The sequence below is a fragment of the Parasphingopyxis marina genome, from assembly GCF_014237875.1.
Classification (GTDB): domain Bacteria; phylum Pseudomonadota; class Alphaproteobacteria; order Sphingomonadales; family Sphingomonadaceae; genus Parasphingopyxis; species Parasphingopyxis marina.
Window position 1 is genome coordinate 437491 of record NZ_JACJVJ010000002.1, and the last position, 22610, is coordinate 460100.

Annotated in this window: 23 protein-coding genes; 15 read left to right on the forward strand and 8 right to left on the reverse strand. The window is 64.9% G+C overall.

The genetic code is table 11. The annotated features are described in order from the left end of the window. Position 1 precedes the first annotated feature (1 nt). From H6P80_RS10755 to H6P80_RS10765, 3 genes are read left to right on the forward strand one after another with little or no spacing between them, the layout of a single operon-like run. Positions 2–1636 (forward strand): nitrite/sulfite reductase, encoded by a 1635-nt coding sequence (locus H6P80_RS10755; protein ID WP_185801382.1) that lies wholly within the window; start codon positions 2–4, stop codon positions 1634–1636. Further along, complete coding sequence (locus H6P80_RS10760; protein WP_185801383.1) at positions 1629–2054, forward strand: DUF934 domain-containing protein; 426 nt, start codon at positions 1629–1631, stop codon at positions 2052–2054. Before H6P80_RS10755 ends, H6P80_RS10760 begins: the two co-directional genes overlap by 8 nt. Continuing rightward, positions 2017–2820, forward strand: a complete 804-nt coding sequence (locus H6P80_RS10765) for a phosphoadenylyl-sulfate reductase (RefSeq protein ID WP_235973868.1) — start codon at positions 2017–2019, stop codon at positions 2818–2820. Before H6P80_RS10760 ends, H6P80_RS10765 begins: the two co-directional genes overlap by 38 nt. Before the next feature lie 21 nt (positions 2821–2841). Here H6P80_RS10765 and H6P80_RS10770 read toward each other — a convergent pair whose 3' ends face one another. The 4 genes from H6P80_RS10770 to gatC are packed head-to-tail and all read right to left on the reverse strand — an operon-like array spanning position 2842 to position 6444. Continuing rightward, positions 2842–3138, reverse strand: coding sequence for a DUF1330 domain-containing protein (locus tag H6P80_RS10770; protein ID WP_185801384.1), 297 nt, complete (start codon positions 3136–3138; stop codon positions 2842–2844). A gap of 41 nt (positions 3139–3179) precedes the next feature. Then, the gene (gatB, locus tag H6P80_RS10775) at positions 3180–4685 is read right to left on the reverse strand and encodes an Asp-tRNA(Asn)/Glu-tRNA(Gln) amidotransferase subunit GatB (protein WP_185801385.1); all 1506 of its coding nucleotides are present in this window, start codon (positions 4683–4685) and stop codon (positions 3180–3182) included. Then, a complete protein-coding gene (gene gatA / locus H6P80_RS10780; RefSeq protein ID WP_185801386.1) occupies positions 4676–6157 on the reverse strand; it encodes an Asp-tRNA(Asn)/Glu-tRNA(Gln) amidotransferase subunit GatA in 1482 nt (493 codons plus the stop codon). The genes gatB and gatA overlap by 10 nt, the downstream gene beginning before the upstream one ends. Then, positions 6157–6444: an Asp-tRNA(Asn)/Glu-tRNA(Gln) amidotransferase subunit GatC gene (gene gatC, locus H6P80_RS10785; protein WP_185801387.1), complete on the reverse strand. Its 288-nt coding sequence runs from the start codon at positions 6442–6444 to the stop codon at positions 6157–6159. The genes gatA and gatC overlap by 1 nt, the downstream gene beginning before the upstream one ends. A 124-nt stretch (positions 6445–6568) precedes the next feature. On the opposite strand from gatC, the gene H6P80_RS10790 reads away from it, so the two are divergent. The 5 genes from H6P80_RS10790 to H6P80_RS10810 all read left to right on the forward strand — a co-directional run bounded on the left by H6P80_RS10790 (position 6569) and on the right by H6P80_RS10810 (position 12194). Next, entirely contained in the window at positions 6569–7744 is a 1176-nt protein-coding gene (locus tag H6P80_RS10790; RefSeq protein ID WP_185801388.1) for a DUF3089 domain-containing protein, read from the forward strand. Beyond that, positions 7741–8202: a Holliday junction resolvase RuvX gene (gene ruvX, locus H6P80_RS10795; protein ID WP_185801389.1), complete on the forward strand. Its 462-nt coding sequence runs from the start codon at positions 7741–7743 to the stop codon at positions 8200–8202. The genes H6P80_RS10790 and ruvX overlap by 4 nt, the downstream gene beginning before the upstream one ends. A gap of 136 nt (positions 8203–8338) precedes the next feature. Continuing rightward, positions 8339–9952, forward strand: a complete 1614-nt coding sequence (locus tag H6P80_RS10800) for an ABC-F family ATP-binding cassette domain-containing protein (RefSeq protein WP_185801390.1) — start codon at positions 8339–8341, stop codon at positions 9950–9952. 26 nt (positions 9953–9978) lie between these two features. Further along, positions 9979–10968, forward strand: coding sequence for an aspartate carbamoyltransferase catalytic subunit (locus tag H6P80_RS10805; RefSeq protein WP_185801391.1), 990 nt, complete (start codon positions 9979–9981; stop codon positions 10966–10968). Continuing rightward, positions 10965–12194, forward strand: a complete 1230-nt coding sequence (locus tag H6P80_RS10810; protein WP_185801392.1) for a dihydroorotase — start codon at positions 10965–10967, stop codon at positions 12192–12194. The genes H6P80_RS10805 and H6P80_RS10810 overlap by 4 nt, the downstream gene beginning before the upstream one ends. 22 nt (positions 12195–12216) lie before the next feature. On the opposite strand, the gene H6P80_RS10815 is transcribed toward H6P80_RS10810, so the two are convergent. The 3 genes from H6P80_RS10815 to H6P80_RS10825 all read right to left on the reverse strand — a co-directional run bounded on the left by H6P80_RS10815 (position 12217) and on the right by H6P80_RS10825 (position 15413). Continuing rightward, positions 12217–13680: an SPOR domain-containing protein gene (locus tag H6P80_RS10815; RefSeq protein WP_185801393.1), complete on the reverse strand. Its 1464-nt coding sequence runs from the start codon at positions 13678–13680 to the stop codon at positions 12217–12219. Between the two features lie 16 nt (positions 13681–13696). Continuing rightward, complete coding sequence (locus H6P80_RS10820) at positions 13697–14608, reverse strand: hypothetical protein (RefSeq protein ID WP_185802165.1); 912 nt, start codon at positions 14606–14608, stop codon at positions 13697–13699. Positions 14609–14687: 79 nt separating this feature from the next. Then, complete coding sequence (locus H6P80_RS10825) at positions 14688–15413, reverse strand: ParA family protein (RefSeq protein WP_185801394.1); 726 nt, start codon at positions 15411–15413, stop codon at positions 14688–14690. A gap of 183 nt (positions 15414–15596) precedes the next feature. On the opposite strand from H6P80_RS10825, the gene H6P80_RS10830 reads away from it, so the two are divergent. After that, positions 15597–16640 (forward strand): SPOR domain-containing protein, encoded by a 1044-nt coding sequence (locus H6P80_RS10830; RefSeq protein WP_235973869.1) that lies wholly within the window; start codon positions 15597–15599, stop codon positions 16638–16640. A gap of 82 nt (positions 16641–16722) precedes the next feature. After that, positions 16723–17031 carry a hypothetical protein gene (locus tag H6P80_RS10835; protein WP_235973870.1) on the forward strand — a complete coding sequence of 103 codons (309 nt, stop codon included), beginning with the start codon at positions 16723–16725 and terminating at the stop codon, positions 17029–17031. 20 nt (positions 17032–17051) lie between these two features. Here the strand turns inward: H6P80_RS10835 and serB are convergent, their stop codons facing one another. After that, entirely contained in the window at positions 17052–17936 is an 885-nt protein-coding gene (serB, locus tag H6P80_RS10840; RefSeq protein WP_185801395.1) for a phosphoserine phosphatase SerB, read from the reverse strand. Between serB and miaA the strand changes: the two genes are divergently transcribed. From miaA to ilvC, 5 genes are all read left to right on the forward strand, one after another. Next, positions 17929–18864, forward strand: a complete 936-nt coding sequence (miaA, locus tag H6P80_RS10845) for a tRNA (adenosine(37)-N6)-dimethylallyltransferase MiaA (RefSeq protein ID WP_185801396.1) — start codon at positions 17929–17931, stop codon at positions 18862–18864. The genes serB and miaA overlap by 8 nt on opposite strands. Before the next feature lie 85 nt (positions 18865–18949). Further along, a complete protein-coding gene (locus H6P80_RS10850) occupies positions 18950–20698 on the forward strand; it encodes an acetolactate synthase 3 large subunit (protein WP_185802107.1) in 1749 nt (582 codons plus the stop codon). Continuing rightward, positions 20698–21213, forward strand: coding sequence for an acetolactate synthase small subunit (ilvN, locus tag H6P80_RS10855; protein WP_185801397.1), 516 nt, complete (start codon positions 20698–20700; stop codon positions 21211–21213). Before H6P80_RS10850 ends, ilvN begins: the two co-directional genes overlap by 1 nt. Positions 21214–21225: 12 nt before the next feature. Further along, entirely contained in the window at positions 21226–21540 is a 315-nt protein-coding gene (locus H6P80_RS10860; protein ID WP_185801398.1) for a hypothetical protein, read from the forward strand. A gap of 1 nt (position 21541) precedes the next feature. Beyond that, on the forward strand, positions 21542–22561 hold the full coding sequence (gene ilvC, locus H6P80_RS10865) for a ketol-acid reductoisomerase (protein ID WP_185801399.1): 1020 nt from the start codon (positions 21542–21544) through the stop codon (positions 22559–22561). The last annotated feature ends 49 nt before the right edge of the window (positions 22562–22610 follow it).

Below are 22610 nucleotides of genomic sequence, written 5' to 3' on the forward strand. Positions count from 1 at the left end.
CATGTATAAATATGACAATTACGACCAGCAGATGGTCGACACGCGGGTCGCGGAGTTTCGCGACCAGGTCGAGCGCCGCCTCGCCGGCAAGATAACCGAGGACCAGTTCAAGCCGTTGCGGCTGAAGAACGGTCTCTATCTCCAGCTCCATGCCTATATGCTGCGCGTCGCCGTGCCCTATGGCACGCTGAACAGCGAGCAAATGCGGATGCTCGCCCATATCGCCCGCAAATATGATCGCGATTACGGACATTTCACGACCCGGCAGAATATCCAGTATAACTGGATCAAGCTGGAGGACGCGCCGGACATCCTTGCCGATCTCGCCACCGTCGAGATGCACGCCATCCAGACCAGCGGCAACTGCATCCGCAATATCAGTTCGGATCAATATGCGGGCGCCGCGGCCGACGAGCTCGTCGATCCCCGTCCCTATGCCGAATTGCTGCGGCAATGGTCGAGTTTCCACCCGGAATTCAACTATCTGCCCCGCAAGTTCAAATTCGCGGTTATCGCCGCCGACGAAGATCGCGCGGCGATGCGGCTCCACGATATCGGCATCCAGATCGTCAAGAATGACACCGGTGAAATCGGCGCGCGCTATTATGCGGGCGGCGGCATGGGCCGGACGCCGATGATCGCGCCGCTGATCCGCGATTTCGTGCCGATCGCCGAGCTTATCAGCTATGCCGAGGCGATCCTTCGGGTCTACAACCGCTACGGGCGGCGCGACAACAAGTTCAAGGCGCGGATCAAGATCCTTGTCCACGAGATGGGCGCCGAACCGTTCATCGCCGAGGTTGAGGAAGAGTTCAAACATCTCAAAGGCTTGAACATCGATGCGCCCGCCGCAGAACTGGAGCGGATCAAGGCCTATTTCGCCGATCCGCTCTTCGAGGCCGGCCTGCCCGACGAGATCGACCGGTCCGATCCGGATTTCGCGGTCTGGCTCGACCAGAACACGCATCCGCACAAACGGCCCGGCTATGCGGTCGCGGTCATCAGCCTGAAGCCGACCGACGGCATTCCCGGCGACGCTTCTTCGGCGCAGATCGACCTGATGGCCGACCTTGCCGAGGAATACAGCTTCGACGAGCTGCGCGTGACCCATGCCCAGAACATCGTGCTGCCGCATGTGAAAAAGGCGGACCTTTATGCGATCTGGCAGAAGCTCGATGCGGCGGGGCTGGCAACACCCAATCTCGACCTGATCAGCGACATCATCGCCTGCCCGGGGCTCGATTATTGCAGCCTCGCCAATGCCCGCTCGATCCCCGTGGCGCAGAAGATCGCGAAACGGTTCGCCGATATCGACCGGCAGAAGGAACTGGGCGAACTCAAGCTCAAGATTTCCGGCTGCATCAACGCCTGCGGCCATCACCATGCCGGCCATATCGGCATTCTCGGCGTCGACCGGAAAGGCACGGAGAATTACCAGCTGCTGCTCGGCGGTTCGGGCGCGGAGGATGTCAGCCTCGCCAAGATCACCGGTCCCGGTTTCGACGAAGACGGCATCGTCGATGCGGTCGAGAAGGTCACCGAAGTCTATCTCGGCGCGCGCGAGGAAGGCGAGCGCTTCGTCGACACCTATCGCCGGGTCGGCATCGATCCTTTCAAGGAGGCGCTCTATGGCTGATATCCTTCGCTTCCGCGACGACGAGGCCCATGAAGAGCCCGCCGTCACCCTCGACGCTTTTCTCGACCAGTCCAACGCGACCGCCGTACGGCTCGAGGATGGTGAGGACGCGCGCAAGCTCATCCCCTATCTTGAACGGCTGGCGCTGATCGAAATCGGCTTTTCCAATTTCGGCGACGGCCGCGGCTATTCGGCCGCTCGCATCCTGCGCGAGCATGGCTATACGGGGGAATTGCGTGCCCAGGGCGACGTCCTGGTCGACCAGATCGCTTTCATGCGGCGCTGCGGCTTCGACAGCCTTGCCCCTGAAAAGCCGCTCGATCCCGTCGATGCCGAAAATGCACTCGCACGCTGGGACGAAGTCTACCAGAAAGCGGCGGATGACCGGCAACCGATCTGGGCCAAGCGCCATGCATAACGGCGCCGCCGCCCGCAAGACCGACATGATCGACGTCCGCCCGCGCTTTACGCAGGCCGATGCCGATGCGCTGAACGCGCGCTTCGAAGGCGTCGGCGCGCCCGAGATGCTCCGCACGCTGTTCGCCGAAGACGCCCTCGGCACGATCGCGGTGGTTTCCTCTTTCGGTACGGAAAGCGCGGTGCTGCTGCACCTCGTGGCCCAGGCCGATCCATCGATCCCGGTGATCTTCGTCGATACCTTGAAAATGTTCCCGGAAACGCTGGATTATCGCAAAACGCTGATCGAGCGGTTCGGGATCGAGAACGCCTCGGTCGTCGAGCCCGACGCCGCGGTGCTGGCCGAGAAGGACGAGAACGGCCTGCGCTGGTCTTTCGATCCCGATGGCTGCTGCGCGATCCGCAAGGTCGAACCGCTGGCGCGCGCCAAGGCGGGCCTCGACGCATGGATTTCAGGGCGCAAGGCGTTCCAGTCGGTCACCCGGCAGAATCTCCCGCGTTTCGAGGTCGAGGACGGGCGGATGAAGCTCAATCCACTCGGCGACTGGACCAAGGACGATCTCGAAGCTTATTTCGCCGAGCATGATCTTCCCCGCCATCCGCTCGAGGCCGAGGGCTTCCTCTCGGTCGGCTGCGCGCCTTGCACGTCGAAAGTGCTACCGGGCGAAGACCCGCGCTCGGGCCGCTGGCGCGGATGGGACAAGACCGAATGCGGCATCCACACGCCGGTCGATCCGGACGATCCCGCCAACCAGCCGGTTTTCTAGCCGCTGCTGCCGCCCTGCCTCCTATTGCGGGGGTTCGCGCCCGGCGGCTAGGACGGCGGCGCCCTCGCTATTATCGGTGCGCAGCGGCAGGATCGCCTGATATTCAGGCGAATTATACCAGCCTTTCGCAGCCTCCTTCGACGGGAATTTGATGACGACCGTCACGTCGCAGGGCTCGCCTTCCATCGGCTCGCTCGCGGGATCGGCAGCCAGAACCTCGGCACCATGCGGCGCCAGCGTCGGCCCGACCACGGCCCCATATTTCTTGTAATCCTCGGTATTGGTGATCCGGTAGTTCGCGACGAAATAGGCGGCCATGGGCGCATCCTTTCAGGAGAGTGTGGGAACCAGGGCCGGGATCAGCCGTCCAGCGCCTTTCGGAGCAGCTCGTTGACAACCTGCGGATTGGCCTTGCCGGCCATCGCCTTCATCGTCTGGCCGACGAAGAAGCCGAACAGCTTGTCCTTGCCGCCGCGATATTCTTCGACCTTGTCGGCATTGGCGGCGAGGATATCGGCGATCACCGTTTCGATCGCGCCGGTATCGCTGGTCTGCTTCAGGCCCTTTTCCTCGACGATCTCTGCCGGAGCGTCGCCGGTTTCGAGCATGATCTCGAACACCTGCTTCGCGAGTGTGCCCGACAAGGTGCCGTCCGCGACAAGGGCGAGAAGTTCGGCGCCATGTTCATGGCTGACCGGGCTTTCGTCGAGATTTTTGCCGAGGCGGTTGAGCGCGCCGAACAGTTCCGAAATCAGCCAGTTGGCCGCGGGCTTGGCGACGTCCGCTTCCGATGCCTTCTGCGCCGCCGCGCTTTCCGTGAGCAGAGCTTCGAACCAGCGCGCGGTTTCCGCTTCGGCGGTCAGCACGGCGGCGTTATAGGCGGAGAGGCCCAGCTCTTGCTCGTAACGATGGCGTTTCGCATCCGGCAGTTCGGGCAGGCTCGCGCGCGCTTCGGCGACGAATTCCTCGGTCAGTTCCACCGGCAGCAGGTCGGGATCGGGAAAGTAGCGATAATCGTGCGCATCTTCCTTGGAGCGCATCGACCGGGTTTCGCCCTTGTCGGGATCGAAGAGGCGGGTTTCCTGGACAACGGTGCCGCCATCCTCGATCAGATCGACCTGGCGGCGCGCCTCGGTTTCGACCACCTGCTGGATGAAGCGCATCGAGTTGACATTCTTCGTCTCGGTCCGCGTGCCCAGCTCCCCACCCGGCTTGCGGACCGACACGTTCACATCGGCGCGCATCGAGCCCTGTTCCATATTCCCGTCGCAGCTGCCGACATAACGCAGGATAGACCGCAGCTTGCGAACATAGGCCGCGGCCTCGGCCGGCGAGCCCATATCGGGCCGCGACACGATCTCCATCAGCGCCACGCCCGAACGGTTGAGATCGACGTACGACATGGTGGGATGCTGATCGTGCATCAGCTTGCCGGCATCCTGCTCGACATGCAGGCGCTCGATGCCGATCGTCTTGACCTCGCCGTCCGGGTCCTTCTCGTCGAGCGGCACATCGATCGCGCCCTCGCCGACGATCGGATGGTAGAGCTGCGAAATCTGATAGCCCTGCGGCAGATCCGCGTAGAAATAATTCTTCCGGTCGAAGCGCGACCACAGGTTGATCTGCGCGTTGAGCGCGAGCCCCGTGCGCACGGCCTGGCGGATGCACTCGCCATTTACCACCGGCAGCATTCCCGGCATCGCCGCATCGACGAGGGAGACATTGCAATTGGGCTCCGACCCGAATTCGGTCGAGGCGCCCGAAAACAGCTTGGCTTTCGAGGTGATCTGGGCATGGACCTCGAGGCCGATCACGACCTCCCATTCGCCCGTCTCGCCCTGGATGCGATATTCGCTCACCACCATTTCTCCGCGCGCGCCGAGAAGCCGGCCCGTTCTTCCAGCGCCAGCCCCGCATTGAACACGCCCTGTTCGTCGAGCGCCTTGCCGATGACCTGAAGGCCGAGCGGCAAGCCCTGCTTGTCGAGGCCGCCAGGCACCGCGATCGCGGGCAGCCCGGCGAGCGAACTCGGCACCGTGAAGACGTCGTTCAGATACATGGCGATCGGATCGTCCGAGAGATCTCCGAGCCCGAAGGCGGCGGACGGCGCGGTCGGCGTCAGCAGGTAATCGCACTGCGCCCAGGCATTGTCGAAATCGCGCACGATCAGCGTCCGCACCTTCTGCGCCTGGGTATAATAGGCATCGTAGAAACCGGCCGAGAGCACATATGTGCCGATCATGATCCGGCGCTTCACTTCCTCGCCAAAGCCCGCCGCGCGCGTCGCCGCGTACATATCCTGCAGGTTCGCGCCATCGGGCAGCTCGCGCAGGCCGTAGCGCACGCCGTCATAGCGGGCGAGGTTGGCCGAGGCTTCGGCAGGCGCGATGATGTAATAGGCGGGCAGCGCATATTTGGTGTGCGGCAGCGAAACCTCGACGATCTCGGCGCCCGCATCCTTCAGCCATTCGGTGCCCTGCTTCCACAGCGCATCGATTTCCTCGGGCATGTTGTCGACGCGATATTCCTTGGGGATGCCGATCTTCTTGCCGGTGAGGTCGCCGGAGAGCGCGGTTTCCCAGCTGGGCACCGGTTCGTCGAGCGAGGTCGAATCCTTCGGATCATAGCCCGCCATCGCTTCGAGCAGGATCGCGCAATCCTTCACGCTGCGCGCCATCGGCCCGGCCTGGTCGAGCGAGCTTGCAAAGGCGACGATGCCCCAGCGCGAGCAGCGGCCATAGGTCGGCTTCATCCCGCAAATGCCGGTAAAGGCGGCGGGCTGGCGGATCGAGCCGCCGGTATCGGTGCCGGTCGCGGCGGGCACGATATGCGCGGCGATCGCCGAGGAGGTGCCCCCCGAGCTGCCGCCCGGCGACATCGGCGTGTTGCCGCCGTCATTGCGCCGCCAGGGCGAAACGACATTGCCGAAATAGCTCGTCTCGTTGGACGACCCCATCGCGAACTGGTCCATGTTGAGCTTGCCGAGCATTCCCGCGCCCGCTTCGAGCAGCTTGCCCGATACGGTGGATTCATAGGTCGGCGTGAAGCCTTCGAGGATATGGCTGGCGGCGGTCGACTGGACGCCCTTCGTGCAGAACAGATCCTTGATGCCCAGCGGCACGCCGGCAAGCGGCCCGGCCGTGCCGGCGGCCAGCGCGCTATCGGCGGCATCCGCGGCTTCCAGCGCCTTTTCCGGCGTCGTCACGATGAAACAGTTGAGCGCTTCGGCCCCCGCGACCGCATCGTTGAACGCGCCCGCCACTTCGCGCGCGGAGAAATCCTTCGCGCGGAACCCGTCGCGGATTTCCGCGACACCAAGATCGGTAATGTTCGCCATTATTCGATCACCTTGGGCACGGCGAAAAAGCCATGTTCGGCCAGCGGCGCATTGGCGAGTATCTCGTCGCGCTTGTCGCCGTCGGTGACCATATCCTCTCGCATATGCGTGTGGTTGGCGATCACCATCGCCAGCGGCTCGACGCCGGAGGTATCGACTTCGCCCAACTGTTCGACCCAGCCAAGGATGTTGTTCAGCTCGGGTTTCAGGCGCTCGGCCTCTTCCTCGCTCATCGCGATCCGCGCAAGATTGGCGATGCGCAGCACGGTTTCGGTATCGACGGACATGGCGGCGCGGCTAGCACCCGCCCGCCCCTGCTGCAAGCGCGGAAACGCGCGAAAAGCGTTCGCGCGCGTTGGACTTTTCCGCCGCTTGCCCTATGTCGCGCGCCGGATCGTTTGAGAGTTCGTCATGGCCGTTCGCATCTTCCTGTATCTGATCGCCGGAATCATCGCGTTGATCCTTGCCGCGGGCGTGGTGTGGACGGTGTTTTCGGACGAACTGCTCGCCTGGTATTTCGTGCCCGATGCGCCGCTGGAGGTGCTCGAGCCGATGCCGGAAAGCGAATATGCGGCCGCCGATATGTGGCTGATCCGGCCCGATATCGCGAACCCGGCCAGCGACTGGCTGCCCGACAATTATGTCGATCATGACGCCGACGAGATTATCGACGAAGAAACCGAAGCCGCCGCGGCGCCCGAAGGCGAACGCATCCCCGTCTTCTACGTCCTGCCGACCACCTATCTCGACAGCGACCGCTGGAACGCGCCCTTGCGCAGCCCGGCCGCGCTGGAACGCCAACGCCTGTTCGCATCGAGCCAGGCCAGCGTTTTCAACGATATCGGCGAGGTCTGGGCGCCGCTCTACCGCCAGGCCGTGATCGGCGCGTTCATGACCGAACGGCGCGAATCCGAAGTTTCGCTCCACTATGCCTATCGCGACGTGGAAGCCGCGTTCGACTATTTCCTCTCGCAAATCGGGGAAGACCGGCCCTTCATCCTGGCCGGGCACAGCCAGGGCGCGCTCCACCTCCTCACCCTGCTACGCGAACATATCGCGGGCACCGATGCGCAGGGCCGGATCGCGGCGGCCTATATCATCGGCTGGCCGATCTCGGTGGAGGCGGATCTCCCCGCCCTGCCCCTGCCGCCCTGCGAAACGGCGCGCTCTTCCAACTGCATCATCGCCTTTCAGAGCTTCGCCGATCCCGCCGATCCGCACCAGGTGCGCCGCATCTATGACGAAACCACCGGCTATACCGGCGCGCCGCGCCGCGAAACGTCCCTGCTCTGCATCAATCCGCTCACCGGAACGCGTGACGGCGTCGCGGGGGCGGAGGCCAATAACGGCGCGCTCGTGCCCGACGGAAATATGGAAAATGCGACACTGGAGCCCAATCGCATTCCCGCGCGCTGCGACGAGCAAGGCCTGCTGGTGATCGGCCAGCCGCCCGAAGGCTATGACCGCTATGTCTTGCCCGGCAACAATTATCACGTCTTCGATTTCCTGCTTTTCTGGGCCAATCTGCGCGAGGATGTGGCGCGCCGGACTTCGGCCTTCGAGGCAGGCCTGAGGGACGCTGCGTGATCGCCGACAGCGCCGCCGCCTTTCGCGATGCGCTGCCCGGCGGCGGCCGCCTCGCCGGGCTCGATGTCGGATCGAAAACCATCGGCGTAGCGCTGTGCGATGGCGAATGGACCTTCGCCAGCGCCGCCGAAACGGTGAAACGAACGAAATTCTCCAAGGATCTCGAGGCGCTGAAGGCGATCTTCACAAAACAGGAAATCGCCGGGCTCGTGATCGGGCTGCCGCTCAACCTCGACGGGTCGGACAGCCCGCAAACCCAGTCCGTCCGCGCCTTTGCGCGCAATATGGATCAGACCGGGCTTCCCATTCTCCTCTGGGACGAACGCTGGTCCACCCAGGCCGTCGAGCGCGCGATGATCGACGCCGATATGACGCGGAAAAAGCGCGCCGAACGCGTGGATGCGGCGGCAGCGGCGTTCATCCTGCAGGGCGCGATCGACGCGCTGGTCGGGCTGTAAATCGCCGCGCGCCTGTTCCCGGCATTGACCGGCCGCGCCGCTTGGCCAATATTGGTGGCCACTAAATCGAAGGACTGAACCATGAACAATCCGGCCCCGGATCGCCCTGCCCGCTTCCCCTGCGCCGAGATTGCCCATGCCCGCCTTTCTGACCTTCGACCGAATTTCCGCCGCCACGCCTGACGGCACCCGGCTTTTCTCCGATCTGACGCTGGCCATCGGCCAGGAGACTGTCGGCCTTGTCGGCCGCAACGGCTCGGGCAAATCGACGCTGCTCGCAATGGCCGGGGGCCAAAGCGAACCCCATTCGGGCAGCGTGACGCGCAGCGGCCGCTTTGCGATGCTCCGCCAGTTGCCGGACGCGACGGGCAGTGTGGCCGAGGCGCTGGAACTGACCGATGCGCTCGCGCTGCTCGCCCGGCTCGAAGCCGGCAAGGGCAGCGGGGACGACGCGGCCCGGGCCGATTGGACGCTCGAAGCGCGGATCGCCGAAGCGTTCGGGAAAGTGGGCTTGCCGGATATCGCGCTCGACCGGCCGATGGCGACGCTGAGCGGCGGGGAGCGCACCCGGCTGGGGCTTGCCGCGATGCTGCTCGAAGCGCCGGACCTGCTGCTGATGGACGAGCCGACCAACAATCTGGACGAGGATGGCCGAAGCGCCATCGCCGAACTGCTCGCAGGCTGGACCGGCGGCGCGCTTGTCGCGAGCCATGACCGCGAACTGCTGGAGCGGGTGGACCGGATCGTCCATCTCTCGCCGACCGGCATCATGAGTTTCGGCGGCGGGTGGAGCGCCTTTGCCGCGGCGCGCGACGCCCTGCGCGAACGGACCGAGGCGGAACGCGACCGCACCCGGCACGAGCTGAAACGCCAAGCGCAGGACGTTCAACGCCAGGCCGAAAAGAAAGCGCGGCGCGACAAGCGCGGCAAGGCCAGTCGTGCCCGGGGGGATGCCCCGAAAATGCTGCTCGACTCCCGGGCCGAGCGCGCCGAACATAGCGGCGCGCGCGAGCGCCATCTCGGCGAGCGCCTGCTGGAGGACGCCGGGCGGGCCGCCGAACAGGCGCGCGCGCAGGTCGAGATCGTAACCCCGCTTCGCATCGAATTGCCGCCCGCCGGGCTGCCGGCCAACCGGACGCTTCTGCGCCTCGACGCGGTGACGCTGGAACAGGACGGGCGCCGGCTCTTCGGGCCGCTGTCCTTCGCAATCACCGGGCCGCGGCGGGTCGTCGTCGGCGGCGCCAATGGCAGCGGCAAGACCAGCCTGCTCAGGATCGTTACCGGCGACCGGGAGCCGACGGGCGGCACGGTCGAACGCGCGCCCGGCGCCATCGCGATGCTCGACCAGCATGTCGCGGGGCTGGACCCGGCGCTGGATCTCGTCGCCAATATGCAAGCGGATCATCCCGGAATGACGCCGGGAGAAGCGCATGAAATCCTCGCCCGCTTCGCGTTCCGCAATCGCGACGCGCTGCGCCCCGCGGCGACGCTGAGCGGCGGCGAACGGCTGCGCGCGGGGCTCGCGATCGCGACGGCGGGCACACCCGCGCCGCAGCTGCTGATTCTCGACGAACCGACCAACCATCTGGATATCGAGGCGATCGAAATGCTCGAGGCCGCGCTGTCGTCATGGGACGGCGCCCTGCTCCTCGTCAGCCATGACCGCCGCTTCCTCGATACGATAGGCTATGACCTGGAGATTGCGCTGGCGTCATCGCCGCAAAGCGATGAAAGAATATTGCTCCATTAACCACTTGTCGCTAAAGAATTCCTTTAATGTCCATCGCCGATATCAAAACGGCCGTCGTACCCGAAGGCGCCCATCCGTTTCCGCACGGGCACCTGACGGGAATCGATGGGCTCCAGCCGTGGGAGATCACCTTCCTGCTCGACGAAGCCGAGCAATGGGTGGACCTCAACCGGCAATCGTCCAAGCATGACGACCGGCTCGCCGGGCTCACCCTGATCAACGCCTTTTTCGAAAATTCGACGCGCACGCTGCTGTCGTTCGAGATCGCCGGCAAGCGGCTGGGCGCCGATGTCGTCAACATGCATGCCGGCCAATCGAGCATGAAAAAGGGCGAAACCCTGATCGACACCGCCGCGACGATCAACGCGATGCGCGCCGACATGATCGTGATCCGGCACCCCTCTTCGGGCGCGGTCGCGCTGATCGCCGACAAGGTCGATTGCCCGGTCTTGAACGCCGGCGACGGCTGGCACGAACATCCCACGCAAGCGCTGCTCGATGCGCTCACCATCCGCCGCCGCCGCGGGCATATCGCCAAGCAGCGGGTCGCGATCTGCGGCGATATCCTGCACAGCCGCGTCGCGCGCTCCAACATCCTGTGCCTGACCGCACTCGGCGCCGAGGTCCGCGTGATCGCGCCGCCGACCCTGATGCCCCGTGCGATCGAGCGGCTGGGCGTGACCGCCTATACCGATTTCGACGAGGGCATTCGCGGCGCCGATGTGGTGATGATGCTGCGCCTCCAGAACGAACGGATGAACGGCGGCTTCATTCCCTCGGCGCGGGAATTTCATGCGCTATACGGGCTGACGCGCGAGCGGCTGGAAAATGCCGAGGCCGATGCGCTCATCATGCATCCCGGGCCGATGAACCGCGGCATCGAGATCGCCAGCGACGTGGCCGACGATATCGATCGCTCGGCGATCACCGAGCAGGTGGAGATGGGCGTCGCGGTGCGCATGGCCTGTCTCGACGTGCTGACGCGCGAGCGGCGCGGCACCAAGGGCTGGAAATGACCGGCAGCCTGACGATCAAGGACGGCAAGCTGGTCGACCCGGTGGCCGGTACGATCAAACAGCGGGACATCCATGTCCGCGACGGGCTGATCGACGACAACCCGGGGCGCGGCGCCAGCCGGATCGACGCCAAGAACCGCTATGTCGCGCCCGGTATCATCGACATGGGCTGTTTCGCGATCGACATTCCGGCCTTCGTCGCCGGCGGCATCACGCGCGCGGCGCTGATGCCGGACCAGCATCCGGTGCTGGACGAAGCGGCGATCGTCGAACGGGCGGCGAATGCCGGCAAGCCGCAGGTATGGATCCACCCCATCGCCGCGGCGACCCGCGGCCTCCAAGGCACCGAACTCGCCGAAATGGGCCTGATGCAGCGTTCGGGCGCGGTGGCGGTATCGACCGGCCGCAAGCGGATCGCCGATAGCGGCGTCATGCACAAGGTGCTCAGCTATGCGGCAGCGCTAGACCTGATCGTCATCACCCATGCCGAGGATGAAGGCCTGTCGGGCCATGCCACGGCGACCGACGGCGAAACCGCGACCCGGCTCGGCCTCAGCAGCGCGCCGGCGATGTCCGAAGCGATCTCGATCGCCCGCGACGTGATGCTCGCCGCCGATACCGGCGGCCATGTCCATTTCCGCGAGGTGACGACGGCGCGCGGCTTCGAAATGATCCGTGAAGCCAAGAAAACCGGCGTGAAGGTCAGCTGCGGGATCAGTCCCGCATATCTCCTGCTTTCGGACGTCGATATCGGCGCCTATCGCACTTTCGCCAAGCTCTCGCCGCCGCTGCGCAGCCCCGAGGACCGCAAGGCCGCACTCTCCGCGCTGGCCGACGGGACGATCGACGTCATCTGTTCGGGCCACGATCCGCAGGGGCCGGAGGCGAAACGCCTGCCCTTTTCCGACGCCGAACCGGGCGTATCGGGCGCGGAAACGCTGCTCGCCCTGTCGCTCAACCTGGTGCGCGAAGGGCATCTTGACCTGGCAAGCCTGTTCACGCTGCTCTCCGCCAATCCGGCGAAGCTGCTGAACATTCCGGGCGGTTCGGTCAATGTCGGCGCGCCGGCCGATCTCATCGTGTTCGATGCCGGATCGCCGTGGAAGATCGACAGCGCCGCGATGGTATCGGGCGCCGGCAATACGCCGTTCGACGGCATCCCCGTACAGGGCAAGGTCGTCGAAACGATAAAGGGCGGCCGATCTCTCGATCGACCGCCCGTTTAACGTCGTTTTTCGAGGGTAATTTCTAGGCGAACCAGCCGCTCGTGGCGCCCGTTTCGCGCGAGGCGACGACATCGCCGCGCAGACGGCCGGCGAACCAGCCACGACCGCCGCGCTCGGCGGTAGCCACGGCCACCGACACGGAGGCGGAAGCCGGCGTAACCGCGGCGGCGCGCGTCGGCGCATCGGCAACCCGCTCGCGGACGAAGCATTGCTGGCCGCGCGTTTTGAGCGAGCGGCACAGCGTGTTGGCTTCGGCCCAATTGTCGAATCCGCCGAACGACAGGCGATGATAGGTCTGGCCGTGCTGGAAGACCGTGCGGCGCGGCTCATATTGCGCGAGCTCGGCATTGCGGCTGACGGCGCGGTCCCAGGCAACCGAAACAAGGGCTTCCTGTTCGAAAGCGCCGATCTGGACGACATAGCGCCCGGCGCTCGTCGCCTGCGGCGCCGGCAGCGCGGAAATGCGAACCGGAGCGGCCCGCGGCGCGACCGGAGCCGGCGCGGCAGCGGCGATCGCCTCATCGGCGGCAACCCACTGGCCTTCGTCCTCGTCTTCGACGACAAAGCCGTCGGCGGCGGCAACCCGCACCGGCGTGCTGTCTGCCGTGATGGTTTCGGGCACGTCGACCTCGTCGATCGAACGGGCGACGCTGTAATCGTCTTCGGCCGGGGCCGTATAGGCGACGACGGCATTCTGCGTTTCCGCATCGGCGGTCATCACCGGCGTCGGCGCGGCGTTCAGCGCGAGCTGGACGGGCTGGCCGGGATCGCCGGCATTGGGCGACACGCCGAGCAGCGAGGCAACCTGATCGGGCTGCCGTTCGGCCGCGGCGAATTGCGCCCATTCCTGCATGCGCGAATTCAGTTCGGCAGCGCTGACATCCTGCGCGGCGGTGATCCGCGATTCGGCCCAGCGGCCGGCCATTGCATAGGTGAGTGCCAGATTCTGGCGCGCGCGGGGATCCCCGCCCTCGACCTGGGCCGCCTGGCGAAGCACTTCGATCGCGCGATCGTGATTGCCGGCGAGCGCCATGGCGAGGCCGAGATCGGACGCGCCGATACGCCCTTCGAGCGCGTTGAGTTCGGCCAGCGCGTCGGCCCGGTCGCCCTGGGCGATCTGGACGAGCGCCAGGTTGAAGGCGGTCCGGTCGAGATCCGGGTTCAGCGTCAGCGCGTCCTGGAAGCTGGTTTCGGCCGAGTTGAACCGTCCGGCGGCCAGATAGGCGCGGCCGAGCAGATGCCGATATTCGGCGCTGTTCGGCATGAATTCGACGGCGCGTTCGGCGCTGGAAACCGCCGCGGCGCTATCGCCGCGCCCCAGCGCGGCCCGAGCGACGCCGGCCGCTTCGGAAGCGGCGCGCGCGGCTTGCGTTTCGGATGCACTGGTACCGGTGGAAACGGCCTGCTGTACAAGAGGCGACACCCCCGCCACCGATGCACCGACCAGCATCGTCGATGCTGCGAGTTTAACCAAAGTCGGTTTCATCTATCGATCCTCCGTCTTAATGTGTCTTGCGCCCCGAGCTTTTCTCGACGAGCGCTTCGACTTCGGGAATGCTCTCGAGGAACTGGTCGAGAGCAGCCGTAACAAGCCGCTGGGCCGAGCGGTTCGTAACCGCCGAAGCCAGCCGCAACTTCAGATGACGTTCCTTGTCGAGACGCAGCGTGAAGGCGATCTTCTCGCGCGCCGGGACCATGTCTTCCCCGACCGAAATGGTCGGCATCATCAGCGGACGACGCATGGGATGCGGGATCGAGGGAGGCGCGGGCGGCTGGGTCGGTTCCGACGGTTCGTCGTCCTCTGCGGCCTCTGCAAATTCCTCGGCTTCCGCCACCTCTTCGACTGCGGACACCTCCTCGGCTTCGGAAGCGTCTTCGGCTTCCGCGGCCTCGGCGAATTCCTCGATCGCGTCGGGTTCGCCGACCGGCTCGATGGTGGCAAAGCCACCGGTCTCGACGGCTTCGATCTCAGCAGCGTCTTCCTCGTCATCGGCCGAAAACTCGGCGTGATGCTCGGATACCGGCGGCATCGACCAGGCTTCGGCGCCCGGCGTTTCCATGTCGGCGGTTTCGTCTTCCGGATCTTCCTCGTAATCGCCGTCTTCCGCACCCATCGGCGTCAGGCCGCCATGGCTGTTGGTCGTGATCGTCGGCCGATCGTCATAATCGTCGGTCAGCTCGCTCTCGAGATCGGCGACGGTGAAGCCGCCCGACGTCGATTCGTCGGCCAGATCCTCGTTGAGCCTGTCGAGTTGCTTGCGCACTTCGGGAACCGAAGCCTCGCCAAAGCCGTCCTGGTTGTCGGCATCGACCGGATGGGGAACATCGTGCCCCATGTCGTTCCAGCCGAGATCGTCGTGAAGATCGCCGGGGGCCACATCGCCGTCGGGGTTCATGAAGCCTTGACGTCGCATGGCGGGCTTGGCGGCCCCTTTACGCGCTAGCAATCCAGAGGAAAGCGACGCGAATTTTTCTTCGCCCATTGTCACGCTCCTACTGTCCCGTCACCCGGCGACCGAAGCCTCCAGCTGCTGGACGCGGAGCGGCGCCCTGCTGCTGGGGCGCAAATTTCGGGCCGCTGAAAACGGTGCGGCGGAAATTCTTTTCGAGACGGTCGGCGATATAGATCCAGAGTTCCTGCATTTCCTGGGCGGACTTGCCCTCGGGGTCGATCTCCATGACCGTGCGGCCATCGATCATCGACGCCGCGAAATCCGTGCGGTGGTGAAGCGTAACCGGAGCAACGGTGCCGTGCTGCGAAAGCGCGACGGCGGCTTCATAGGTGATTTTCGCTTTGGGGGTCGCCGCGTTGACGACGAAGATCAGCGGCTTGCCGGCGCGTTCGCACAAATCGACTGTGGCGCCGACGGCGCGAAGATCGTGCGGCGACGGGCGCGTCGGAACGACGATAAGCTCGGCGACCTGAATAACGCTCTGGATCGCCATCGTGATCGCCGGCGGCGTATCGATGACGGCGAGCTTGAATCCCTGCTGGCGAAGAATCTCGAGATCCGCCGCAAGCCGGGCGACGGTCGTCTGCGCAAAGGCAGGCATGTCGTCTTCGCGTTCGTTCCACCAGTCCGCAAGCGAACCTTGAGGATCGATATCGATCAGGACGACTGGCCCCGCGCCACTACGCTGTGCCTCAACGGCAAGGTGGCCGGAGAGCGTCGTCTTGCCCGAACCGCCTTTTTGCGATGCTAATGCCAAAACCCGCATGGTATCCCCTTTGCTCGCGGTCTCTCGGCGAGGGGATTGCCACCACGGTAACTAAAATCTGGTTAATGATAGCTCCCAAAATTTCCTTGAAGTCGCAGAAAATGACGCTTCAACTTTGCTAATCCTTGTTTAACCCTGTTAGTGGCAAACAGGAAAAAGGCCCGAATTGCTGGAGATTGGCAGATGACGATCAGGCGAACCCTCATGCTCGGCGCGGCGTTTGCTCTCATGGCGGCACCGACGTCAGTTTTTGCAGGCGTACAGGAAGGCGTGGATGCGTGGCGGAGCGGCGATTATGCGCGCGCGATTTCCGAATGGCGGCCGCTCGCCGATGCCGGCGATCCCGATGCGCAGTTCAATCTCGGCCAGGCCTACAAGCTCGGCCGCGGCCTGTCGCAGGATATGGGCCGGGCGCGCGAGCTTTTCCGGCTCGCCGCCGATCAGGGCCATCTCCAGGCCCAGGCCAATTACGGGCTCATCCTGTTCCAGGAGGGCGATCGGCAAACCGCGATGCCATATATAATAGCCGCGGCGGAACGCGGCGAGCCGCGCGCGCAATATGTCTATGGTACCGCGCTGTTCAACGGCGATCATGCGCCGCGCGATTGGCCACGCGCCTATGCGATGATGGCGCAGGCCGCGGGCGCCGGGCTGCCCCAGGCGCTGGCGAGCATCGAGCAGATGGACGAACATATCCCGGCCGCCGAACGCGAACAGGGCCTGGCGATGGCCGATCAGATGGCGAGCGACAATGCGGCGATGGAAGTCGCGGTTGCGCCGCCTCCCCCGCCTTCCGCGCCGCCGCCTTCCGCGGTGCCGCAGCAGACCTTCACCCCGGTCGAAGTGCCGCCGCCGGTCCAGACGGCCCCGCCGCCTGCATCGCCGCCGCGCCAGGCGCAGGTCCAGGCGCCGCCGCCTACCCCGCCGGCCCCGGTCCAGCACGCCCAGGCAGCGCCGCCGCCCGCCGCTCCGCCGCCGCCCGCCGCACGCAGCGGCGACTGGCGAATCCAGCTCGGCTCCTTCCGTGAACGGCCGCGCGCCGAACGGCTGTGGCTCGATGTCAGCGGCCGCAACGCGATGCTCTCCGGCCTCCAGCCCTATCTCGTCCGCGCCGGGCCCTATACGCGGCTCCAGGCCGGCCCCTTCGCCACGCAGAATGAGGCGCTGCGCGCCTGCCAGGCGGCACGCGCGGCAGGATCGGAATGTATCGCCGTCCGCCGCGAATAAAGGGCGAAGCGATAACCGGCCGGCGCTTAACGCAATTTTTGCGAGCGCGCGTCTAAGCCCTCTTTCCAACCGGGGAGAGAGCATGGCCGAAATTCACCGCACGAGCACGACCGCGATGGCCTCGCCCTGGCGCCGCCGCCGGATGTGCGTGCTGCACGCGGACCGGCCGGCGCCCGTCGCGCTGGAGCGGATTTCCGGGCGCGGCGCGCAGCTCAGGAGCAATGTGCGGCCCGCTTCGGGCTCGATCGTCACGCTCGTCCACCCGGCGGCCGGGGAGATCCGCGCCGAGGTTCATGCGGTCACCGATAACGGCATCGAACTCGCCTTTGCCGGCGACGAGGAATCGGTCGCTTTCGCGCTCGGCGCGATCGCCGCGGATATGACGCGCTAGCGGCTGAAAACTTCGAAAATCTAGGCTTCCGCCACCCAGTCTTCCCGCCGATAGCCCTGCGCATAGAGCAGCGCCGTCAGATCGCCGTGATCGATCCGCGCATCGGCGGCCTCGCGCAGCTTGGGCTTGCCGTAATAGGCGATGCCGAGCCCCGCCTTGCGGATCATCGCCAGATCGTTGGCGCCATCGCCAATCGCCAGCGTTTCCGCCGCCTGCAGGCCGAGCGCGGCGCTTTCCTCGCCGAGCACACGCTCCTTGGTCGCGCTGTCGACCACCGGCCGCGCGACCGCGCCCGTCAGCGCGCCATTCTCGATCACGAGCGTGTTCGCAATCGCCCGGTCGAAGCCGATATCCGCGGCGACGCGGTCGGCGAACAGGGTGAATCCGCCCGACACCAGCACGCAGCGCGCGCCATGCGCCTTCATCGTCCGCACCAGGGTTGGCCCGCCGGCCATCAGCCGCACTCGCTCTTCATGACATTGCGTGACAATATCGCTCGATAAACCTTTGAGAAGCGATACTCTTTCATCGAGCGCCTCGATAAAATCGAGCTCCCCGCGCATCGCCCGTTCGGTGATCGCGGCGACATGATCCTTGAAGCCGGCATAGTCGGCCAGCTCGTCGAGACATTCGACGGTGATCATCGTCGAATCCATATCGGCGACGAACAGCTTTTTACGCCGGTTTTCCGCGGCCTGCACGACATGATCGGTGCCGCCGCCCAGCGCATCGAGCGCGCCGCGCGCCGCTGCCGGATCGCCGGCGAAGGGAATATCGGCCGCCTTTTCGGCCTCGAGCCACGCCGCCTCGCCCGGCTCGGTACCGGCTGCCGCCAGCGCGTCGCGGGCGCGCGAAATATCGCCCGCCGCGAGACGATCTGCTGCTATGAGCGTGGCGATGAACATGGCCGAGCCTTCCCCTCTTCCGAAAGTCGCGCTTATTGCGGGGCCGACGGCCAGCGGCAAGTCGTCTCTCGCGATGGCGGTGGCGGAGCGCACGGGCGGGGTCATCGTCAACGCCGACAGCGCCCAGGTCTATGCCGATCTCCGCATCGTCACCGCGCGGCCGAGCGAGGCCGAGGAAACCGCCCTGCCCCATCGCCTGTTCGGCTATATCGACGGCGCCGAGGCCTGTTCGGCCGCGCGCTGGGCGGCTGACGCCATGACGTCAATCGAAGAGGCTGAAAAGCAAGGAAAACCGGCGATCCTGGTCGGCGGAACCGGGCTCTATCACCGGACATTGCTGGAGGGCATCGCGCCGATTCCGGAGATCGATCCCGATATCCGCGCGGCGGTTCGCGCGCTGGCCGTGGCCGATGCCCATGAAGCGCTGCGCCGCGAAGATCCCGAGGCGGCGACCCGGCTGAAGCCCGCGGATACGACGCGCGTCGCGCGCGCGCTCGAAATCGTCCGCTCGACCGGCCGGCCGATCGCGGCGTGGCAGATGGAGAAAAGCGGCGGGATTGCCGACCGGATTTCGCTCGCCCCCCTCATCCTGCTGCCGAATCGCGACTGGCTCTATTCGCGCTGCAACGCACGCTTCGCGGACATGATCGAAAGCGGCGCGGTAGAGGAAGTCGAAGCGCTGGCGGCCCGCAATCTCGATCCCGACCTTCCGATCATGCGCGCGATAGGCGTTCCGGAAATCCTTGATTTTCTTGCAGGAAATACATCGAAGGAAGAGACGGTCGCGGCCGCGGCACAGGCCACCCGGCGCTACGCGAAGCGGCAATATACCTGGTTCTCGAACCAGCCTCCCGCCGATTGGGCCCGCATCGATGAATCACAATATAACGATTATAGCCATAAAATCGTAACGATATTACAGCAATAATCGTTGACAGAAAATTTTTGCATCTCTAGCAGCCCATCCTTCGTGCTGCTATCGCGGCGCCACTTCGGGATATGGATTGGGAATGATGACGGCCGAAAAATGCGGAGCGGATATACTGGTCGAGGCGCTGATTGATTGCGGCGTCGAGGTCGTATTCGGCTATCCGGGCGGCGCCGTCCTCCCGATCTACGACACGCTCTTCAAGCAGGAGCGGATCCGCCACATATTGTGCCGGCACGAACAGGGCGCGGCGCATGCAGCGGAAGGCTATGCGCGGGCGACCGGCAAGCCCGGCGTCGTGCTCGTCACCTCGGGCCCGGGCGCGACCAACGCGGTCACGGGCATCACCGACGCGCTGATGGATTCGATTCCGATGGTCGTCATCACCGGCCAGGTGCCCTCTGGGCTGATCGGCACCGATGCCTTTCAGGAGGCCGATACCGTCGGCATCACGCGCCATTGCACGAAACATAATTATCTCGTGAAGGATCCCGACAAGCTCGGCACGATCGTCAACGAGGCCTTTTTCATCGCCACCACCGGCCGCCCTGGCCCGGTCGTCGTCGACATTCCCAAGGATGTGCAGGTCGCCACCGGAAAATACCGGAAAACGGGCCCGCAACCGCACAAGGCCTATGTCCCGCACGACAAGCCCGATGCGCATCGTATCGAGGAAGCGGTCGAGATGCTGGCGGCGGCGGAACGGCCGGTCTTCTATACCGGCGGCGGCGTCATCAATGCCGGGCCGGGCGCCAGCCAGATGCTGCGTGAGCTCGTGCGGATCACCGGCGCGCCGATCACCTCCACCCTGATGGGGCTCGGCTGCTTCCCGGCTTCGGGCGAGGAATGGCTGGGCATGCTCGGCATGCACGGCACCTATGAAGCCAATATGGCGATGAACAAGGCGGACCTGATCGTCGCCATCGGTGCCCGCTTCGACGATCGCGTGACCGGCCGGCTCGACGCCTTTTCACCCGATTCCAAGAAGATCCACATCGATATCGACCGCAGCTCGATCAACAAGATCGTGCCCGTCGACCTCGCGATCAACGCCGATGCCGGGCGCGCGATGGAGGATATGGTCAAGGTCTGGAAGGCCAGGCAGCACAAAAAGGCCGACCTGCAGGACTGGTGGGCGCGGATCGAGGGCTGGCGTTCGGTCAAATGCCTCGAATTTCCGGCCTCGAAAAAGGAAATCATGCCGCAGGCCGCGATTCGCGCGCTGTGGGAGGCGACGCACAAGCGCAACCCGATCATCACCACCGAGGTCGGCCAGCACCAGATGTGGGCGGCCCAGCATTATGATTTCGAGAACCCCAACAAATGGCTCACCTCGGGCGGCCTCGGCACCATGGGCTATGGCCTGCCCGCCGCGATCGGCGCGCAGGTCGCCTTTCCCGACGCGCTCGTTATCGACATCGCCGGCGAAGCCTCGATCCAGATGAACATCCAGGAGCTGGGCACGGCGAGCCAGTATCGCCTGCCGGTGAAGCTCTTCATCCTCAACAACGAATATATGGGCATGGTCCGCCAGTGGCAGGAACTCACTTATTCGGGCCGTTACTCGGAAAGCTACAGCGATTCGCTGCCCGATTTCGTCAAGCTCGCAGAGGCGTACGGCTGGAAAGGCATCCGCATCGAGGGCCAGCAGGAGCTGGAACCCGGGATCGGCGAGATGCTCGATTATGACGGGCCGGTCCTGGTGGATTGCCGCGTCGCGAAGCTCGCCAACTGTTTCCCGATGATCCCGTCGGGCAACGCCCATACCGACATGATCCTCCAGTCCGACCAGGTGTCGGGCGAAATGGAGGATGAGGCCAAGGCGCTCGTCTGATGAAAATCCGTACCGAAGAATCCGAGCGCCACACGCTCTCCATCCTGGTCGACAACGAGCCGGGCATCCTCGCCCGCATCGCCGGCATGTTCACCGCGCGCGGCTATAATATCGACAGCCTGACGGTGACCGACATTTCCGAGGACGAAACGGTGAGCCGCATCACCATCGTCACCAGCGGTTCGCCGCATGTGATCGACCAGATCATCGCCCAGACCGAGCGGATGCCGCCCGTCTACAAGGTGACCGACCTGACCGAGATCGGCCCGCATGTCGAACGCGACATGGCGCTGGTGAAGGTGGCCGGCACCGGCGAGCACCGGATCGAGGCGCTCCGCCTCGCCGATGTCTATCGCGCGCGGGTCGTCGATTCCACGACCGAAAGCTTCGTCTTCGAGGTGACGGGAAACAGCGACAAGGTCGGCAGCTTCATCGAACTGATGCGCGAAGTCGGCCTGGTCGAAGTCGCCCGCACCGGCGTCGTCGCCATTGGCCGCGGCAAGGAACCGAGCTAGGGCAAGGCCGACATGCGCGAAGCGATCAGCATAACGGCGATTATCGCCGCCTTTTTCTACTTTCTCGCCTTCGGCGGGGCGGTCTTCATGGCGCTCGAAGAACAGATGCACTGGGTGCTCGCCTTTTTCGCCATGGCCTGGCTGATAGTACTGCGCCTCTGGTTCATCCTGCCGCTGCTTGCCTTTATCGGCGCCAATCATGTCTGGGGCTGGAACTGGTACTGGTCGATCGCGCTCGCCGCGCCGATCGCCTTCTATGTCGTTTCTCATTACTGGACGCTGCTGACCGATTATCTGCGGCGCCCGCCACAAAAACAGGGAGTTTGAAATGCGCGTCTATTACGATGCCGATGCCGATCTGGGCCTGATCACGGGCAAGAAGATCGCGATTATCGGCTATGGCAGCCAGGGCCATGCCCATGCCCAGAACCTGCGGGACAGCGGCGTCGCCGAAGTGGCGATCGCCCTGCGCGAAGGGTCTGCCACGCGCAAGAAAGCCGAAGAGGCGGGCTTCCAGGTGATGAGCAATGCCGAGGCCGCGGCCTGGGCCGATATCATCATGGTCCTCGCGCCCGACGAACATCAGGCGCAGATCTACGCCGAGGATATCGCCGCGAACATGAAGGAGGGCGCCGCCCTCGCCTTCGCGCACGGCCTCAACATCCATTTCGGGCTGATCGAGCCGCGCGCCGATATCGATGTCATCATGATCGCGCCCAAGGGCCCCGGCCACACCGTGCGCAGCGAATATCAGCGCGGCGGCGGCGTCCCCTGCCTGATGGCGATCGCGCAGGACGCGACCGGCAATGCGCATGACCTGTGCCTCGCCTATGCGAGCGGCGTCGGCGGCGGCCGGTCCGGGATCATCGAAACGACCTTCCGCGAGGAATGCGAAACCGACCTGTTCGGCGAACAGGCCGTGCTGTGCGGCGGCATCACCCATCTGATCCAGGCCGGTTTCGAAACGCTGACCGAAGCCGGGTACGCGCCGGAAATGGCCTATTTCGAATGCCTGCACGAAACCAAGCTGATCGTGGACCTGCTCTATGAGGGTGGCATCGCCAACATGCGCTATTCGATCTCGAACACCGCCGAATATGGCGACATCACCACCGGCCCGCGGATCATCACCGAGGAAACCAAGGCCGAGATGAAGCGCGTGCTCGCCGACATCCAGGCCGGGCGTTTCGTGAAGAATTTCGTGCTCGACAATCGCGCCGGCCAGCCGGAGCTCAAGGCCAGCCGCAAGGCCGCCGAAGCCCATCCGATCGAAAAGGTCGGCAGCGAGCTGCGTGCGATGATGCCGTGGATCGGCAAGAACAAGCTCGTCGACAAGGAAAAGAATTAGGCCTTTCCGTCACTCCGGACGCGATCCGGGGTGACGGCTTGCCCGGCTG

Coding starts and splice junctions, on each gene's coding strand:
- H6P80_RS10755 (WP_185801382.1), top strand. CDS start 2: ATGTATAAATATGACAATTACGACCAGCAGATGGTCGACACGCGGGTC.
- H6P80_RS10760 (WP_185801383.1), top strand. CDS start 1,629: ATGGCTGATATCCTTCGCTTCCGCGACGACGAGGCCCATGAAGAGCCC.
- H6P80_RS10765 (WP_235973868.1), top strand. CDS start 2,017: ATGACCGGCAACCGATCTGGGCCAAGCGCCATGCATAACGGCGCCGCC.
- H6P80_RS10770 (WP_185801384.1), bottom strand. CDS start 3,138: ATGGCCGCCTATTTCGTCGCGAACTACCGGATCACCAATACCGAGGAT.
- gatB (WP_185801385.1), bottom strand. CDS start 4,685: ATGGTGGTGAGCGAATATCGCATCCAGGGCGAGACGGGCGAATGGGAG.
- gatA (WP_185801386.1), bottom strand. CDS start 6,157: ATGGCGAACATTACCGATCTTGGTGTCGCGGAAATCCGCGACGGGTTC.
- gatC (WP_185801387.1), bottom strand. CDS start 6,444: ATGTCCGTCGATACCGAAACCGTGCTGCGCATCGCCAATCTTGCGCGG.
- H6P80_RS10790 (WP_185801388.1), top strand. CDS start 6,569: ATGGCCGTTCGCATCTTCCTGTATCTGATCGCCGGAATCATCGCGTTG.
- H6P80_RS10800 (WP_185801390.1), top strand. CDS start 8,339: ATGCCCGCCTTTCTGACCTTCGACCGAATTTCCGCCGCCACGCCTGAC.
- H6P80_RS10805 (WP_185801391.1), top strand. CDS start 9,979: ATGTCCATCGCCGATATCAAAACGGCCGTCGTACCCGAAGGCGCCCAT.
- H6P80_RS10810 (WP_185801392.1), top strand. CDS start 10,965: ATGACCGGCAGCCTGACGATCAAGGACGGCAAGCTGGTCGACCCGGTG.
- H6P80_RS10815 (WP_185801393.1), bottom strand. CDS start 13,680: ATGAAACCGACTTTGGTTAAACTCGCAGCATCGACGATGCTGGTCGGT.
- H6P80_RS10820 (WP_185802165.1), bottom strand. CDS start 14,608: ATGCGACGTCAAGGCTTCATGAACCCCGACGGCGATGTGGCCCCCGGC.
- H6P80_RS10825 (WP_185801394.1), bottom strand. CDS start 15,413: ATGCGGGTTTTGGCATTAGCATCGCAAAAAGGCGGTTCGGGCAAGACG.
- H6P80_RS10830 (WP_235973869.1), top strand. CDS start 15,597: ATGACGATCAGGCGAACCCTCATGCTCGGCGCGGCGTTTGCTCTCATG.
- H6P80_RS10835 (WP_235973870.1), top strand. CDS start 16,723: ATGGCCGAAATTCACCGCACGAGCACGACCGCGATGGCCTCGCCCTGG.
- miaA (WP_185801396.1), top strand. CDS start 17,929: ATGAACATGGCCGAGCCTTCCCCTCTTCCGAAAGTCGCGCTTATTGCG.
- serB (WP_185801395.1), bottom strand. CDS start 17,936: ATGTTCATCGCCACGCTCATAGCAGCAGATCGTCTCGCGGCGGGCGAT.
- H6P80_RS10850 (WP_185802107.1), top strand. CDS start 18,950: ATGACGGCCGAAAAATGCGGAGCGGATATACTGGTCGAGGCGCTGATT.
- ilvN (WP_185801397.1), top strand. CDS start 20,698: ATGAAAATCCGTACCGAAGAATCCGAGCGCCACACGCTCTCCATCCTG.
- H6P80_RS10860 (WP_185801398.1), top strand. CDS start 21,226: ATGCGCGAAGCGATCAGCATAACGGCGATTATCGCCGCCTTTTTCTAC.
- ilvC (WP_185801399.1), top strand. CDS start 21,542: ATGCGCGTCTATTACGATGCCGATGCCGATCTGGGCCTGATCACGGGC.